Annotated in this window: 18 protein-coding genes; 7 read left to right on the top strand and 11 right to left on the bottom strand. The window is 66.6% G+C overall.

Annotated elements, in window-relative coordinates; translation table 11 throughout:
• Window position 1: 1 nt before the first annotated feature.
• From lptB to AC0CH3_RS10850, 4 genes are all read right to left on the bottom strand, one after another.
• Entirely contained in the window at window positions 2-796 is a 795-nt protein-coding gene (lptB, locus tag AC0CH3_RS10865; RefSeq protein WP_056017989.1) for an LPS export ABC transporter ATP-binding protein, read from the bottom strand.
• Between the two features lie 145 nt (window positions 797-941).
• Window positions 942-1487 carry an LptA/OstA family protein gene (locus AC0CH3_RS10860; RefSeq protein WP_056017991.1) on the bottom strand — a complete coding sequence of 182 codons (546 nt, stop codon included), beginning with the start codon at window positions 1485-1487 and terminating at the stop codon, window positions 942-944.
• A gap of 5 nt (window positions 1488-1492) precedes the next feature.
• A complete protein-coding gene (lptC, locus tag AC0CH3_RS10855) occupies window positions 1493-2155 on the bottom strand; it encodes an LPS export ABC transporter periplasmic protein LptC (RefSeq protein WP_333995568.1) in 663 nt (220 codons plus the stop codon).
• Between the two features lies 1 nt (window position 2156).
• Window positions 2157-2777: a ribonuclease D gene (locus tag AC0CH3_RS10850; protein ID WP_056017994.1), complete on the bottom strand. Its 621-nt coding sequence runs from the start codon at window positions 2775-2777 to the stop codon at window positions 2157-2159.
• A 386-nt stretch (window positions 2778-3163) separates the two neighbouring features.
• Here AC0CH3_RS10850 and AC0CH3_RS10845 point away from each other — a divergent pair, with 386 nt between their 5' ends.
• Both AC0CH3_RS10845 and AC0CH3_RS10840 read left to right on the top strand, forming a co-directional pair.
• Complete coding sequence (locus AC0CH3_RS10845; RefSeq protein ID WP_354300878.1) at window positions 3164-4009, top strand: cold-shock protein; 846 nt, start codon at window positions 3164-3166, stop codon at window positions 4007-4009.
• Between the two features lie 37 nt (window positions 4010-4046).
• Window positions 4047-5018, top strand: coding sequence for a glutaminyl-peptide cyclotransferase (locus AC0CH3_RS10840; RefSeq protein ID WP_354300876.1), 972 nt, complete (start codon window positions 4047-4049; stop codon window positions 5016-5018).
• On the opposite strand, the gene AC0CH3_RS10835 is transcribed toward AC0CH3_RS10840, so the two are convergent.
• The 5 genes from AC0CH3_RS10835 to AC0CH3_RS10815 all read right to left on the bottom strand — a co-directional run bounded on the left by AC0CH3_RS10835 (window position 5005) and on the right by AC0CH3_RS10815 (window position 8569).
• Window positions 5005-6603 carry a cisplatin damage response ATP-dependent DNA ligase gene (locus AC0CH3_RS10835; RefSeq protein WP_465237894.1) on the bottom strand — a complete coding sequence of 533 codons (1599 nt, stop codon included), beginning with the start codon at window positions 6601-6603 and terminating at the stop codon, window positions 5005-5007. The two genes, AC0CH3_RS10840 and AC0CH3_RS10835, sit on opposite strands and share 14 nt — an antisense overlap.
• A 141-nt stretch (window positions 6604-6744) precedes the next feature.
• Complete coding sequence (locus AC0CH3_RS10830; RefSeq protein WP_056018000.1) at window positions 6745-6930, bottom strand: DUF1328 domain-containing protein; 186 nt, start codon at window positions 6928-6930, stop codon at window positions 6745-6747.
• An 83-nt stretch (window positions 6931-7013) separates the two neighbouring features.
• Window positions 7014-7511 carry a Dps family protein gene (locus AC0CH3_RS10825; RefSeq protein ID WP_056018002.1) on the bottom strand — a complete coding sequence of 166 codons (498 nt, stop codon included), beginning with the start codon at window positions 7509-7511 and terminating at the stop codon, window positions 7014-7016.
• Between the two features lie 99 nt (window positions 7512-7610).
• Complete coding sequence (locus AC0CH3_RS10820) at window positions 7611-8177, bottom strand: TMEM165/GDT1 family protein (RefSeq protein WP_354300872.1); 567 nt, start codon at window positions 8175-8177, stop codon at window positions 7611-7613.
• A gap of 26 nt (window positions 8178-8203) precedes the next feature.
• Entirely contained in the window at window positions 8204-8569 is a 366-nt protein-coding gene (locus AC0CH3_RS10815) for a hypothetical protein (RefSeq protein ID WP_465237893.1), read from the bottom strand.
• Window positions 8570-8764: 195 nt separating this feature from the next.
• On the opposite strand from AC0CH3_RS10815, the gene rpmG reads away from it, so the two are divergent.
• Complete coding sequence (gene rpmG, locus AC0CH3_RS10810; protein WP_017977469.1) at window positions 8765-8932, top strand: 50S ribosomal protein L33; 168 nt, start codon at window positions 8765-8767, stop codon at window positions 8930-8932.
• A gap of 123 nt (window positions 8933-9055) precedes the next feature.
• Here rpmG and AC0CH3_RS10805 read toward each other — a convergent pair whose 3' ends face one another.
• Window positions 9056-9418 (bottom strand): response regulator, encoded by a 363-nt coding sequence (locus tag AC0CH3_RS10805; RefSeq protein WP_354300867.1) that lies wholly within the window; start codon window positions 9416-9418, stop codon window positions 9056-9058.
• Between the two features lie 39 nt (window positions 9419-9457).
• Here AC0CH3_RS10805 and AC0CH3_RS10800 point away from each other — a divergent pair, with 39 nt between their 5' ends.
• From AC0CH3_RS10800 to AC0CH3_RS10790, 3 genes are all read left to right on the top strand, one after another.
• Complete coding sequence (locus AC0CH3_RS10800; protein ID WP_056018008.1) at window positions 9458-9739, top strand: DUF3572 family protein; 282 nt, start codon at window positions 9458-9460, stop codon at window positions 9737-9739.
• Window positions 9736-10377, top strand: coding sequence for an HAD family hydrolase (locus AC0CH3_RS10795; RefSeq protein WP_354300865.1), 642 nt, complete (start codon window positions 9736-9738; stop codon window positions 10375-10377). Before AC0CH3_RS10800 ends, AC0CH3_RS10795 begins: the two co-directional genes overlap by 4 nt.
• A 64-nt stretch (window positions 10378-10441) precedes the next feature.
• Window positions 10442-11848 carry a M20/M25/M40 family metallo-hydrolase gene (locus AC0CH3_RS10790; RefSeq protein WP_465237892.1) on the top strand — a complete coding sequence of 469 codons (1407 nt, stop codon included), beginning with the start codon at window positions 10442-10444 and terminating at the stop codon, window positions 11846-11848.
• Between the two features lie 36 nt (window positions 11849-11884).
• Here the strand turns inward: AC0CH3_RS10790 and AC0CH3_RS10785 are convergent, their stop codons facing one another.
• Window positions 11885-13849 carry a potassium transporter Kup gene (locus tag AC0CH3_RS10785; protein WP_056018012.1) on the bottom strand — a complete coding sequence of 655 codons (1965 nt, stop codon included), beginning with the start codon at window positions 13847-13849 and terminating at the stop codon, window positions 11885-11887.
• A 124-nt stretch (window positions 13850-13973) separates the two neighbouring features.
• Here AC0CH3_RS10785 and pdeM point away from each other — a divergent pair, with 124 nt between their 5' ends.
• Window positions 13974-14636 carry a ligase-associated DNA damage response endonuclease PdeM gene (gene pdeM / locus AC0CH3_RS10780; RefSeq protein WP_354300861.1) on the top strand — a complete coding sequence of 221 codons (663 nt, stop codon included), beginning with the start codon at window positions 13974-13976 and terminating at the stop codon, window positions 14634-14636.
• Window position 14637 lies beyond the last annotated feature (1 nt).

Genomic DNA, 14637 nt, shown 5'->3' with positions numbered 1-14637 from the left:
ACTAGAGCGAGAAGCCTTCGCCCAGATACAGGCGGCGGACGTTCGCGTCGGCGACGAGCTCGGCAGGGCTGCCCGAGAACAGCACGCGACCGTCGTAGATGATGTAGGCGCGGTCGACGATGTCGAGCGTCTCGCGGACGTTGTGATCGGTGATCAGCACGCCGATGTCGCGCCGCTTCAGATCCTTCACCAGATCCCGGATGTCGGCGATCGAGATCGGGTCGATCCCCGCGAACGGCTCGTCGAGCAGCATGATCGACGGCTCGGCGGCAAGCGCACGCGCGATTTCCGCGCGGCGGCGCTCGCCCCCCGACAGCGCCATCGCGGGCGAGGTCCGCAACCGCGTCAGGCCGAATTCGTCGAGCAGCGTGTCGAGCTTGCGCTGACGCTCGGCCTTGTCGGGTTCGGCGAGTTCGAGCACCGTGAGGATGTTCTTCTCGATCGTCAGCCCGCGAAAGATCGACGTCTCCTGCGGCAGGTAGCCCAGGCCGAGGATCGCGCGCCGGTACATCGGCAGCCGCGTGATGTCCTCGCCGTCGAGCATGATGCGGCCCGAATCGGGCTTCACCAATCCCATCACCGAATAGAAGCACGTCGTCTTTCCCGCGCCGTTCGGCCCCAGCAGCCCGACCACCTCGCCCCGCCCGACCGACACCGAGACGTCGGTCAGCACCGTGCGCTTGTCGTAGGACTTGGCGATCGACACGACCTGAAGGCCGTCGACCACCGGCGATTCGACGATCGGCTCGCCGTGCGCGCCGGCGTTGTCGATCGGGGGCAGCGTGGAGGCATCCATCAAGATCGGCCTTCAGATAATAAGGGGGCGGCAGAAACGGAAACGGTGCGCGTCGGCAGCGGGAAAACGGAAGGCGTGAATCCGGCCTTCGATCGTGAGAGCCCTGTCTTCGATCGCGAAAGCCATGTCATGCCGGGCGAATCGATCAGTTGCGCTTGGGGACCGAGAAGGTCCCGGTCACGCGGCCGCCGGTCTGCGTCACGGTACCGCCGCTCGCCGCCGCGCCGTTGCTGCCGCGTACCGACGATCCGTCGATGACCGCACGGCCCGTGTCGAGGTTCATCGTCAGACGCCCCCCGTTCACGGTGTTGCCCCCCTGGGTGAGCGTGACGGCGCCCAGCATCGTGATCACGCGCTGGTTGAGATCGTAGATCGCATATTGGCTTTTCGCGGTCTGGTCCGGACGCCGGACGGTGACGCCGCCCGACGCGTCGAGCCGCGAGACCTGCGGATTGCCGCCGATCACCTCGCCCGTATACGCGACCGTCATCCGCGCCGAATTGAGCGTCATGTCGGCCTGCTTGACCGACACGCTGCCGCTCAGCACGGCGCGATTGGCCTTGTCCTGCAATTCGATATGATCGGCGCCGAAGTCGATCGGCGCGTTGGAATTATGGGCACGCTGCGCGGAGACGCCGGTTGCGGCGAATGCCAGGAGCATCAGGAGGGTGGGGGCATGAAGGGCGCGCATGGCCGCTATTTCGGCCCTCGCGGCACGATCCGCAAGCGGGCATTGCCATCAAGCCTGACGGTTCGTCCCTCAAGGTCGGCGTGCAGCTTGTTCGCGCTGAACCGTCCCTGCGGCACGGTGCCCGTCACCGCGCTTCCGCTTTCCATCGTCCGCGCGCGCAGATCGAGCGTCGCATTGGTCGTGCGCAGGTCGTAACCGCGCGGTGCGGTGACGTTGAGCGGGCCGTCGAGACGGACCTTCTCGGTATCCATGTCGTAGCGCCCGGTGTTCGCCTTCACCGTGGCGGGACCATCGGAAAGCTGCAGCAGCGCGCTCAGACGCGTCATGTCGACGACGGGCTCGGCGGAGCTCTTCTGGATCGCCGACCCGGCATCGAGCGAGAACGCCTGCCCCTTCGAATCCTGTCCGCGATATTGCGCGGCCTGGAGCTTCATCCGCTCCTGCGCGACCTCGACCTTGTTCTTGTCGAGCACGAACGACACGTCACCGCCCGCGGTCAGCGGCGCCATGACCAGAAACGCGGTCAGCACGCCGATCGCGGTCGGCAGGCCGATGCGTGCGAGGCCGACGACGCGGTCGTGGCGGCTGCCCGGCGCCGCCCAGACCTGTCGCGGCGACCGCACCGGCCGTCGTGACGGCCCGCCGGCAGGACGTGGCGTCCGCACCATCTCAGGCGTGCGCGAAGATATCGATCTCGGGCCATCCGGCGAGATCGAGCGCCGCGCGCGTCGGCAGGAAGTCGAAACAGCTCTGCGCAAGTTCCATCCGGCCCTCGCGGATCAGGCGGCGGTCGAGTTCCTCCTTCATGCGGTGGAGGAAACGGACGTCGGACGCGGCATAATCCTTTTGCGCCTCGCTCAGCACGGGGCTGCCCCAGTCGGACGATTGCTGCTGCTTCGAGACGTCCTGGCCGAGGAGCTCGCGGACGAGTTCCTTCAGTCCGTGCCGGTCGGTATAGGTCCGTACCAGCCGCGACGCGATCTTCGTGCAATAGACGGGTGCGGCGACGACGCCCAGATAATGCTGGATCGCCGCGATATCGAACCGTCCGAAATGATAGAGCTTGAGCCGTTCGGGATCGCTCAGCAGCGCCTTGAGATTGGGCGCGGCATAGTCGCTGTCGGCTGCGAATCGGACGAGATGCTCATCCGGCCCGCCATCCGAAAGCTGGACCACGCAGAGTCGATCCCGCGGCGTGATCAGCCCCATCGTCTCGGTATCGACCGCGATCGAGGCGCCGGGTGCGAAGATCCCGGACGGGATATCGCCCTCATGAAGATGAACTGTCATCCCCCGGCCCTAGCGGGGGTCGCCGCGACGCTCAATGGGTATGCGGTCATCCCCCTGCGGCGCACAGCCGCCCAGAGGGATGACAAACCCCTGATCCGAAGCGCTTGCGAGCGCCTGGCGATGATGCACCAGACGCCCTGCCCAGAGCCGGCCTGCACGAACCGGTCGACCGTGAATGCCGTGCCGCCGTCCGATGCCTCGCTTTCGCCGTGATGCTGGTCGATGATAGAATTGCCCACAAGATTCTGTTCGCGGTGACTTGATTTTTGCGCTATGCCTCGATCACGGCGCAAAAGGTTTCGCGCCCGAAGGCCCGCGTTCGTCGTCCGGACACGCCGGTTTTCTGGAGAGATTTTGCGGGCGAACCGGGAAGACGATCAGGGCTTATGGGTTTCGATAAAGGTGGCCGCGGGAACCGTGGCGGGCGTGGCCGCGACAAGCGTGACAGCTTCGGCGGCGGCAGCGACGATTTCGGCGGCGGCAGCAGCTTCGGCGGCGGCGGCGACCGGTTCGGCGGCGGCAGCAGCTATGGCGGCGGCGGTGGCAGCAGCTACGGCGGCGGCAGCAGCTTCGGCGGCGGCGGTGATCGCTTCGGCGGCGGCGGCGGTGGCGGCGGTGGATACCGCGGCGGCGGCGGTGGCGGCGGCTTTGGTGGCGGCGGCGGTGGCGCCGGTCGTGGCATGCCCCCGCAGGTTGTCGGCGAAGGCACTGGCGTCGTAAAGTTCTTCAACGCGCAGAAGGGTTTCGGCTTTGTCGTGCGTGATGACGGCGGCGAGGACGTGTTCGTGCACATCAGCGCAGTCGAGCAGGCCGGCATGGTCGCGCTCGCAGAGGGTCAGCCGCTCGGCTTCACGCTCGTCGACCGCGGTGGCCGTATCTCGGCAACCGACCTGAAGATCGATGGCGAGCCGATGGCCGTTACCGATCGTGGTCCCCCGCGTGATCGCGACGAAGGCCATGGCGCCCCCCGTGGTGGCGATCGTGGTGCAGGCGGCGCGCCGCAGCGCCAGCTGACCGGTGAGAAGGCGACGGGCACCGTCAAGTTCTTCAACGCGATGAAGGGCTTCGGCTTCATTCAGCGCGACGATGGCCAGCCCGATGCATTCGTGCACATCTCGGCCGTCGAGCGTGCCGGCATGGCGACGCTGAACGAGGGCGACAAGCTCGAGTTCGAGCTCGAGGTCGATCGCCGCGGCAAGTACGCAGCCGTCAACCTGAGCGCAGGTGGCTGATAACGATTCGGTCGAACAGCGCGGTTTTCGGACACGCATGACGATCGAACGGTATGTGATCGCGGCCGGTCTCGCACTCGCGGGGCCGGCCGCTTTCTTTTGTGCCCCTTCCCTGCCGGCAGACGCGGCCGCGCGCGGGTTCGACGAGAGTCGTCAGTCGGGCGTGGCCGTCGGCCAGCCGGTCACGGATCGTCCCGGCCGGACGAACGCACCTGTCGCTGCGCCGCAAGCGGCACGAGCGGCGAACCCGAGGACTAGCCAAGAGCCCGCCCGCCCCACGGCCGGTCCGGTCCCGATCCTGTCCGTCCGCGTCGTCGCCCGTTATCCGCATGATCGCACCGCCTTCACCGAAGGGCTGTTGTGGCATGACGGGACGCTGTTCGAGAGCACGGGCAAGGAGGGGATGTCCGACGTCCGGCGCGTCCGCCTCGCCGACGGGCGGGTGCTCAAGAAGCAGGCGATCGATTCGCGTCAGTTCGGCGAGGGTCTCGCGCTGTGGAACGGCGATCTGATCAGCCTGACATGGCATGACGGCATCGCGCATCGCTGGAACGTGCGTAGCCTGACCCCCAAGGGCACGAACCGCTATAGCGGCGAAGGCTGGGGCATGACGACGCTCGGGGAGACGTTGATCCAGTCGGATGGCTCGTCGTCGCTGATCGTCCGCGATCCCACCACGCTGGCGGAACGCCGCCGCATCGCGGTGACGATCGACGGGCGTCCGGTGTCGCAGCTTAACGAGCTCGAATATGTCGACGGCGCGATCCTCGCCAATGTCTGGCAGACCGGCTTTCTCGTACGGATCGACCCCGGCACCGGCAAGGTGAACGCGATCATCGACCTGCGCCAGCTGGTCAAGGAAATCGGCGCGGCCGACCGCGATGCGGTGCCCAACGGCATTGCCTGGGACGCCCAGCGCAAACGGTTGTTCGTCACCGGCAAGTTGTGGCCGACGCTGTTCCAGATTACGATCGACGAGGCCGACGAGGGCAGCGCTATCCGTCGATGATCATGCGCCGAAGCGTATCGATCCGGTCCGCCTCCGCTGCGGGCTTGTCGGTCCGGATCCGCGCGATACGCGGGAAGCGCATCGCCACCCCGGACTTGTGCCGCTTCGATTCGTGCAGCGAATCGAACGCGATCTCGAGCACCATCGTCTTCTCGACCTCGCGGACGGGGCCGAAGCGGTTGAGCGTGTTCTTGCGCACGAACGAGTCGAGCATGCGCAGTTCCTCGTCGGTTATGCCCGAATACGCCTTGCCGACGGGCAGCAGTTCACCGTCTTCGGTCCAGCATCCAAAGGTATAGTCGGAATAATAGGAGGACCGCCGGCCGCTCCCGCGCTGCGCGTACATCATCACGCAGTCGGCGGTCAGCGGATCGCGCTTCCATTTGTACCACAGCCCCGCGCGGCGCCCGCCGACATAGGGCGAATCGCGGCGCTTGAGCATGACGCCCTCGATCGCAGAGTCGCGCGCGCCCGCCCGGACGACCTCCAGGCCGGTGAAGTCCTTTGCCTCGATGACCTGGCTGAGGTCGAACCGGTCGGGGTCGAGACGCGGCATGAACGCCTCGAGCCGCGCGCGCCGATCGGTCCAGGGAAGCGCCCGCAGATCCTCGCCATCGTCGATCAGGAGGTCGTAGACGCGGACGAAGGCGGGATAGTCGGCAAGCATCTTCGCCGACACGGTCTTGCGCCCGAGGCGCTGCTGCAACGCGTTGAAGCTCGCCGCCCCGCCGCCTTCCTCGAGCGTCCCGCCTTGATGCTCGCCTTTCACGAGCAGTTCGCCGTCGATGGTCGCGGAGGTCGCGAACGCGCCCGCAATGTCGGGAAAGCTCGCGGTGACGTCGTCGCCGGTCCGGCTGTACAGGCGCGTCTGCCCGGCGACGTGGACGATCTGGACGCGGATGCCGTCCCATTTCCATTCCGCGGCATAGTCCGCGAGATCGACGCGAAGGTCCTCGAGCCCGTGCGCGAGCATGAACGGGCGAAATACGGGGACGTCGGCCGGGGTCGGCTGCGCGCCCTCGCCCTCTGCCCAGGCGAACAGCGTCGCATAGGGGGGCGATAGGCCGTGCCAGACCTCCTCGACCGCATCGACGTCCAGACCGAACGTCTCCGCCAGCGCGGTCTTGGCCAGCCGCGACGAGACGCCGATCCGCAGCGCACCCGTCGCCATCTTGAGCAACGCGAATCGCTCCTCCGGGTCGGATCGATCGAGCATCTCGGCGAGCGCTGCCGGCGCGTCGGACCGCGAGACCTGCATGAGCCGGTCGACGACCTGCGAGATCGACAGCGGCGGGGCCGATACCGGCGTCACCGGCTCGGGCCATAGCAATGCGACCGTCTCTGCGGTGTCGCCGACATAATCACGGCTCATCCGGAACAGGACGGGATCGACCCGCGCCTCGATCAGCGCGCGGATGACCGCCGACTTGATCCCGGGAATGTCGAGATCGCCCGTCAGCGCTGCCATCGCCCAGCCCCGGTCGGGATCGGGCGTGTTGCGCAGATAATCGCCGATCAGCTTCAGCTTCGCATTGCGCGAGCGCGTGTAGGTGAGCGAGTCGAGCAGGGCGGCGAAGGCGTGCATGATGCCCCAACGCTCGGCATGGCCGCTGCGCTCCAGGATCGCGATTGGTCTAGCGACGGGACGCCCAACACGAAAAAGGCCCCCGCTTCAGCGAGGGCCTTCCTATCCTTGGTCCATGGTTCGGCGCCAGGCCGCGCCGTGTCAGTCTATCGCGTTCTTGATCCCCTTGCCGGCGAGCAGGCCGAGCACGAGGAACACGACGAACAGCGCGATCGCGATGAAGAACAGGATCTTCGCGATGCCGATAAAGGCGCCGCCGACGCCACCGAAGCCGAGCAGCGCGAGGACCAGGCCAATGACGAGAAACGTGACGGCAAGCTTCAACATGTTCAATCTCCTGTTGAAAGCTAAACCATGTTAATTCGCATCGGTTCCGGCCCGCGCTTGGGGACGCCGTCGCTACGAGCCGGTCAGCCCTTGCGGCTGGCTTCGAATAGGAACCATGCGCGCTCTTCGGCGTGATCGGTCCATTCGTCGACGATCCCGCTGGTCGCATTGTCCTTGGCTTCGTCCGAGGCATCCTTGACGACGCGGAACTGCTCGACGAGCCGCAGATTGTCCTCGCGCAGCTCGGCGAGCATCTCGGTCGGGCCGACAAAGTCCTTGTCGTTGTCCGAGATCGACTGGTGCCGCGAGATATCGCCGATCGAGCGCAGCGTCGTGTTGCCCGTCTTGCGGACGCGTTCGGCGATCGCGTCGGTCACGCCGAGAATTTGCGCGGCCTGATCGTCGAGCAGCAGGTGATAGTCGCGGAAGTGCGGACCCGACATGTGCCAGTGGAAATTCTTCGTCTTGAGATAGAGCGCATAGCAATCGGCGAGCGCCGCGTTCAGCGCGTCGGCAACCGACTTGGTGCTGTTGCTGACGAGGTCGGTGGGGGTGTCGAGCGCGGGGTTGGTCTTCGGCATGGGAGGACTCCGATTCAAAGGATCGTTGCGTAAACGATCCGATACACGAAACGGTCCGCTAAAAGGCGTACGACTTTCCGGCTCAGTCTGATCGATGCGCTAGATCAGGCGCAGCGCATCGAGCGCCATGACCGCACCGGCGACGAGGAACAGCGCGCCCGTGCCCCGGCGGATCAGCGCGAGCGGCAGACGCTGCCACCGCGACGCGCCGAGCATGACGGCGGGGATGATCACGGCCAGCGATCCGATCGTGGCGCCGATCGCGGCGAGTGCGGGGATCGTGCTCCGCGCCGCCAGCGTGAACACGATGAACTGCAGGCCGTCGCCGAACGCCAGGATGAACAGCCCGAGGATCGCGGTGGCCGCCGGGCCGATCGTCCATCCGCGCAACGGGTCGGGGGCGGTGATCGTCAGCATCGCGCCCCCGCCCTGCAGCATCAGCGCGAGCGCGAGCATCAGCAGGCGCGCATTGGGCGTCAGCAACGGGGCGAGCATCGCACCGCCTGCTGCCGCAATCCCGCTCGCCGCAAGCAGCGCGATCGCCGCGGCCAGGATGACGAGCCCGGGCCTGCGATACCGGTCGGCGAGGATCGCGGACAGCCACGCGGTGCGATCGCCACATTGCGCGAACGCGGCGGCGACCAGCGCCGCCATCAGCGCATCCATGGAAACCGCATCGTCATCGGATCAGGTCAGGATCCCGACAGGCGTACGGAGCAAAGCGCGGCAAATGCATGGCACGCCTGGACATCCTGTCGCTCGCTGCCGATCGCGTCCTTCAGCGTCGCCAGCCAGCCATGGACGAGCGGGCCGTGTTCGCCCCGCGCCAGCGCCGAGTCGATGAAATGCGCGACCGTCACCGCCGGGTTCATGCCGGCGCGGTGGGCGATCAGGCGGATCGCGTCGACATCGGGGGCGAGATCGCAGGCGCGGGAATAGGGTGCGCGAACGTCGATCGCGGCGATCCGCGCTTCCAGATCGGCGCGGATCGGTGCCAGATCGACTATTTCCGCGACTCGCTTGCCCGCCATCCCCATGATCCCGCCTTTCGACTCCATCGTTGCATATCAGCATGCACCCGTGCCGATAAAGATGCGGTTAAATACCCGCCTCGTCGCGATTCGGGGATGATAAGGCGGCAAATACGGGCGATATGGTTGACTTGCCCGCGCGCTTGCGCCATGCGCCGCGACAGATCGGGCGGTGGCATTCGTGCTGCCGCCCTAGCATTTTCAGCCTTAAGGATTGGGCTCATGGCCAAGCCGACTACCGTCAAGATCAAGCTCGTCAGCACCGCAGACACCGGCTTCTTCTACGTCACCAAGAAGAACCCGCGTACCAAGACCGAGAAGCTCTCGTTCAGCAAGTACGATCCCGTCGTGCGCAAGCATGTCGAGTTCAAGGAAGCCAAGATCAAGTAATCCGCACGACGGCGTCTGCCGTCGTTCGCATTGCATGGGACCGCAAGGCCGTGGGTAGCAATACCCGCGGCTTTTGTCGTTCATCCCGCCGCCCTTCATCCGGGACCAGTCTGGCGAGATGGATCAGATCAGCGCGCCGACGGCTTCCATGAAGCGTGCCAGGCTGATCGGCTTCGAGACATAGGCAGCGGCGCCCGCGGCGCGGATCCGCTCCTCGTCCTCGCGCCCGGCATAGGCGGTGACGGCCATGACCGGGATCGACCGGAGCGCGTCGTCGGCCTTGAGCTCGAGGATGATCTCGTAGCCGGTCACGTGCGGCATCTGGATATCCATGATGATCAGGTCGGGGGCGAAATCGCGCGCGCGCGCGACGGCGTCCCGCCCGTCCCGCACCGGCTCGGCAAGATAGCCGTGCGCGCGCAGGAGGTCGCAGAAAAGTTTGAGGTTGAGTTCGTTGTCCTCGACAACGAGCACCTTCTTTGCCACGCGAGCCACCATTCGTTTCGAGAAGGACCACGATAGGCAATGCGCGGCGTCGATACAAATGAAGACGCCGAAGCGCTCGCGCTCCGTGCGCTGGCCTGGACCCTGGCCGAGCCCGACCGCGCGACTCGGCTGCTGTCGGTGACCGGGCTCGAGCCATCGGACCTGCGCACCCGCGCGGGCGAGACCGCGGTGCTGGCCGCCGTACTGGGCTTTCTCGAGGCGCACGAGCCCGACATGATCGCGTGTGCCGCAGCCCTCGGGATCAAGCCCGAGACGCTCGCGCGTGCGCGGATGACGCTCGAACCGGGATATGAGTCATGAAGCCGCTGCTGATCAGCGATTGCGACGAAGTGCTGTTGCACATGGTCCGGCATTTCGGGACGTGGCTGGACGAGGCGCACGAGATCGACTTCTCGATCGGGCATGGCGATTTCGCGAACAGCATGACGCGACGCGATGGCGGCCCCGCGCCGACTCGCGAGGATATGTGGGCGCTGCTGGGCGGGTTCTTCCCGGCGGAGATGCACCGCCAGACGCTGGTGCCGCATGCGCGCGAGGCGCTGGCCCAACTCGCGGAGACGACCGACATCGTCATCCTGACCAACCTCCAGGACCAGTGCCGCCTGCCCCGGATCGAACAGCTCGCGGCGTTCGGGATCGCGCACCGCGTCGAATGCAACCAGGGCGGCAAGGGCGAGCCGGTGGCGCGGCTTGTTGCCGAATATGGGAACCCGGTGACGGTGTTCGTCGACGACCTCGCCGTGCACCATGATTCGGTTGCGCGACATGCCCCCGAGGTCCACCGCCTCCACATGATCGCCGAGCCGGTCCTTGCCGCGGCCGTGCCCAAGGCACCCGCAGCGCATGCCCGGATCGACGACTGGCGCGACGCGCATGACTGGATCGTCGCGCAGTTCGCCGCGGGCCCCAGCACGGATCCCACACCCCCGCCCGCGTGACGGCAATCCGGTTGCGCCCCCCGATATTCCCTGCGACGCTACGCGCTCAGGCAAGGGGATGGCGATGCGAACAGCGTGGTTGATGGCGGCGGCGATACTGACGGCACCGATGACGACGCCCGGGACGGCACAGGCGCAGTCGCGACCCGACCAGAAGGCGTTCCTCGGCCTCTACAAGGAACTGGTCGAGACCAACACGACGCTGTCGTCGGGCAGCTGCACGCAGGCGGCGGCGCAGATCGGTGGGCGACTGAAGGCCGCCGGCTATGCGGATGCCGACATCACCTATTTCTCGGTCCCCGAGCATCCGAAGGACGGCGGGCTCGTCGCGGTGCTCAAGGGATCCGATGCGTCGATCAAGCCGATGCTGCTGCTCGCGCATCTCGACGTGGTCGAGGCGAAGCGCGAGGACTGGGTGCGCGATCCCTTCACGTTGATCGAAGACGGTGGTTATTATTACGCGCGCGGCGCGGTCGACGACAAGGCGCAGGCGGCGATCTGGTCCGATGCGATGATCCGGTTCAAGACCGGCGGATACACGCCCAAGCGGACGATCAAGCTCGCGCTCACCTGCGGGGAGGAGACCACGTTCGCGTGGAACGGCGCCCAGTATCTGGCCAAGGAGAAGCCCGACCTGATCGCCGCCGAATTCGCGCTCAACGAGGGCGGCGGCGGGCGGCTCGACGATACCGGCAAGCGCCAGCTGCTCGCAATCCAGATCGGCGAGAAGGCGGCACAGAACTATACGTTCCTTGCCACCAACCCCGGCGGACACAGCTCGCAACCGACGCCCGACAACGCGATCTACGAACTCGCGGACGCGGTGAAGGCGGTGCAGGGCTATGAATTCCCGGTAAGGTTCACCGATACGACCAGGGCGTTCTTCGCGGCGAGCGCCAAGGCGATGCCGGGCGCGATGGGGACGGCGATCACGGCGCTGCTCGCCGATCCGGACGACAAGGCGGCGGATGTGATCGTGAGCCGCGACGAGGCGATGCATTCGACGCTCAGGACGACGTGCGTCGCGACGCTGCTGAGCGCCGGGCATGCCGAGAACGCGTTGCCGCAGCGCGCGACGGCGAACATCAACTGCCGGATCTTCCCGGGCGAGACGGTGGACGGCACGCTGGCCAAGCTGAAGGAACTCGCCGGCACGAAGGTCGCGGTGACGGCGAACCAGCCGGTACGTCCGACCGCGATCCCGCCGACGCTCGACCCGAAGATCATGGGACCGGTGACGAAGGTCGCGGCAAAGCATTTCCGCGGCATTCCGATCCTGCCGCTGATGTCGACGGGCGCGACCGACGGAATCTTCTTCGAGGCGATCGGCATCCCGGTCTACGGCGCGCCCGGCGTGTTCATCGACAAGGACATGGGGGGTATCCACGGCCTCAACGAACGCATCCGCGTCGAGTCGTTGTACGACGGCCGCGACTATCTGTTCGATCTGGTGAAGGCGTTCGCGGGATAACCGGCCGCGCCCCTCTCCCCGGCGGGGAGAGGGCGGTTACACCGTGACCTGCTCGCCGAGTTCCAGCACCTTGCCGGGCGGGATCTTCAGGAAGTCGGTCGGGTCGCTCGCATTGCGCTGCAGGAACATGAAGATGCGGTCCTGCCAGGGCGGCATGCCCTTTTCCGCGTCGGGCTTGAGCGTGTTGCGCCCGATGAAGAACGACGTGCGCATCGGATCAAGCCCGAGCTGTTCGGTCTTCGCACCAACGCCCAGATCGCGCGGCACGTCGGGCGACTCCATGAACCCATAGGTCAGCACGACGACCGAGAAATTCTCGTCGACGCGCTCGGTACAGACGCGCTGCGAATCGTCGACGAACGGGCGATCGGCGGTGCGAATGCTGACGATCAGGTTGGTCTCGTGAAGCACCTTGTTGTGCTTGAGATTGTGCAGCAGCGCACCCGGCGTCGCGTACGGATTGGCGGTCAGGAACACCGCGGTCCCGGCGACACGCTCGGGCGGGCGCTTTTCCAGGGCCGCGGCGAGATCGGCGAGCGGGATGCTCTGACGCTTCTCGAACGCGCTGACGATCTGTTTCCCCCGGACCCAGGTGAAGATGATCAGGCCGATCGACGCGGCAATGACCAGCGGCACCCAGCCACCTTCGATCACGCGCAGGATATTGGCGCCGAAGAAGATCAGGTCGAGCGTCAGGAACGGCAGGATCGCGGCGAGCGCGAGCGGGCGCGACCAGTTCCAGCGATGCCGCACGACGATGTACGCAAGCAACGTCGTCACGACCATCGTCCCGGTCACCGCAATGCCGTACGCCGCCGCCATCGCCGACGACGTCTTGAACTGCACCACCAGCACCAACACGCCGATCAGCAACAGCCAGTTGATCGCGGGCAGATAGATCTGACCCGCGAACACCGCCGAGGTCTGGCGGATCCGCAGCCGGGGGAGCAGGCCGAGCTGGATCGCCTGCTGCGTCAGGCTGAATGCGCCGGTGATGACCGCCTGGCTGGCGATCACGGTGGCGAACCCTGCGAGAATGATCAGCGGACCACGCAGGCTTTCGGGCGCCATGAGGAAGAACCAGTCGCGGTTGGCGAACGGCACGCCGCGCACCGCCGCATCCTCAAGCGCGGCGAGCGCGAACGCGCCCTGCCCCAGATAGTTGAGCGCGAGCGCCGGGAAGACGAGGAAGAACCAGCCGAGGCGGATGGGAAGCTTGCCGAAATGCCCCATGTCGGCGGTCAGCGCCTCGGCACCGGTGACCGTGAGGAAGACCGCACCGAGCACGAACAGCCCCGTGACGCCGTGGGTCATCAGGAAGGCAACGCCGTAACTGGGCAGGAAGACGCGCACGATCGAGGGTTCGTCGGCGATGTGCCACACCCCCAGCCCGCCGATCGCGAGGAACCACAGGATGCAGACCGGGCCGAACAGCTTGGAAACGTGCGCGGTGCCGCGCGCCTGGATGAGGAACAGGCCGATCAGGATCGTGATCGTCAGCGCCCGCACGGTCGATTCGCTGAAGATGTGCGCGGCGCTGGGGATCGTGCGCAGCCCTTCCATCGCCGACAGCACCGACAAGGCCGGCGTGATGATCGCATCGCCGTAGAACAGCGACGCGCCGGCCGCGCCCAGCACGATCGCGATCTTCGAGCGAACGCCCAAGGCGCGGCGTGCAAGCGCGGCGAGCGCGAGCACGCCCCCCTCGCCCTGGTTGTCCGCGCGCATCAGGAAGATGACGTATTTGACGGTGACGACGAGAAACAGCGACCAGAGCGCAAGGCTGAGGACGCCCAGGATCTCGCTGGCGTCGATCCCGCCCGCCGTCGTCTGGCCGAGCGCCTCGCGGAACGCATAAAGCGGGCTGGTGCCGATATCGCCGAACACCACGCCGATCGCGCCGACGGTCAGCGCCGCCAGCGCGGGGTGCGCGTGCGATGACCCCGCGGGGTGCGCGGCAGACGGCGGGGCAATTTCACGGGTTCCGACGACGGACGACATGGCGCGGGAAGCGCTCCTCATGGAGGGACGGCGCGCTTTACGCCGATTGCAGCGATGCGCAAGTGCGCACCCCTGCACTGCACAATCGCTTGATTCGCGACTCGAGCAGCGGCATGGCGGCGGAATGGTTCCCTTTTCGTTCGGCGGGCATACGCTTTTGGCGTTGCCCCAAGGCGCGCTGTTCTGGCCGTCGCGCGGTGCGCTGCTGGTGGCGGACCTGCATTTCGAGAAGGCGAGCTGGTACGCCAAATCCGGCCAGATGCTGCCGCCCTATGATTCGATCGCGACGCTCGCGGATCTTACCGCCGTGGTCGACGCGACACGCGCGCGCGAGGTCTGGTGCCTCGGCGACAGTTTCCACGACAGTGACGGATGCGCACGCCTGCCCGACCGCGCGCAGGACCTTTTGCGCGGGCTGACCAGCGCGACCGACTGGACGTGGATCACGGGGAACCACGATCCCGAGATCCTCGACCGCTGTGGCGGCCGCGTCGTCACCGAGGCGGTGGTCGACGGACTGGTGCTGCGGCACGAAGCGGATCGCGGCGAGGACCGGCCCGAACTGTCGGGCCATTTCCATCCCAAGCTACGCCTGCGCGTACGCGGCAAGAATGTCGCGCGGCGGTGTTTCGTGGCGACACAGACCAAGCTGATCCTGCCTGCCTTCGGCGTGCTGACCGGCGGTCTGGACCCCAATCACCCGGAGATCATGCGCGCGGTCGGCCTGGGCGCGCAGGCGCTGATCCCCGTTGCCGACCGGCTGTTGCGCTTCCCGATCGCGGCGTAGG

This window comes from Sphingomonas sp. AC449 (assembly GCF_979253475.1).
This window is presented reverse-complemented; position numbering and strand designations above follow the sequence as displayed.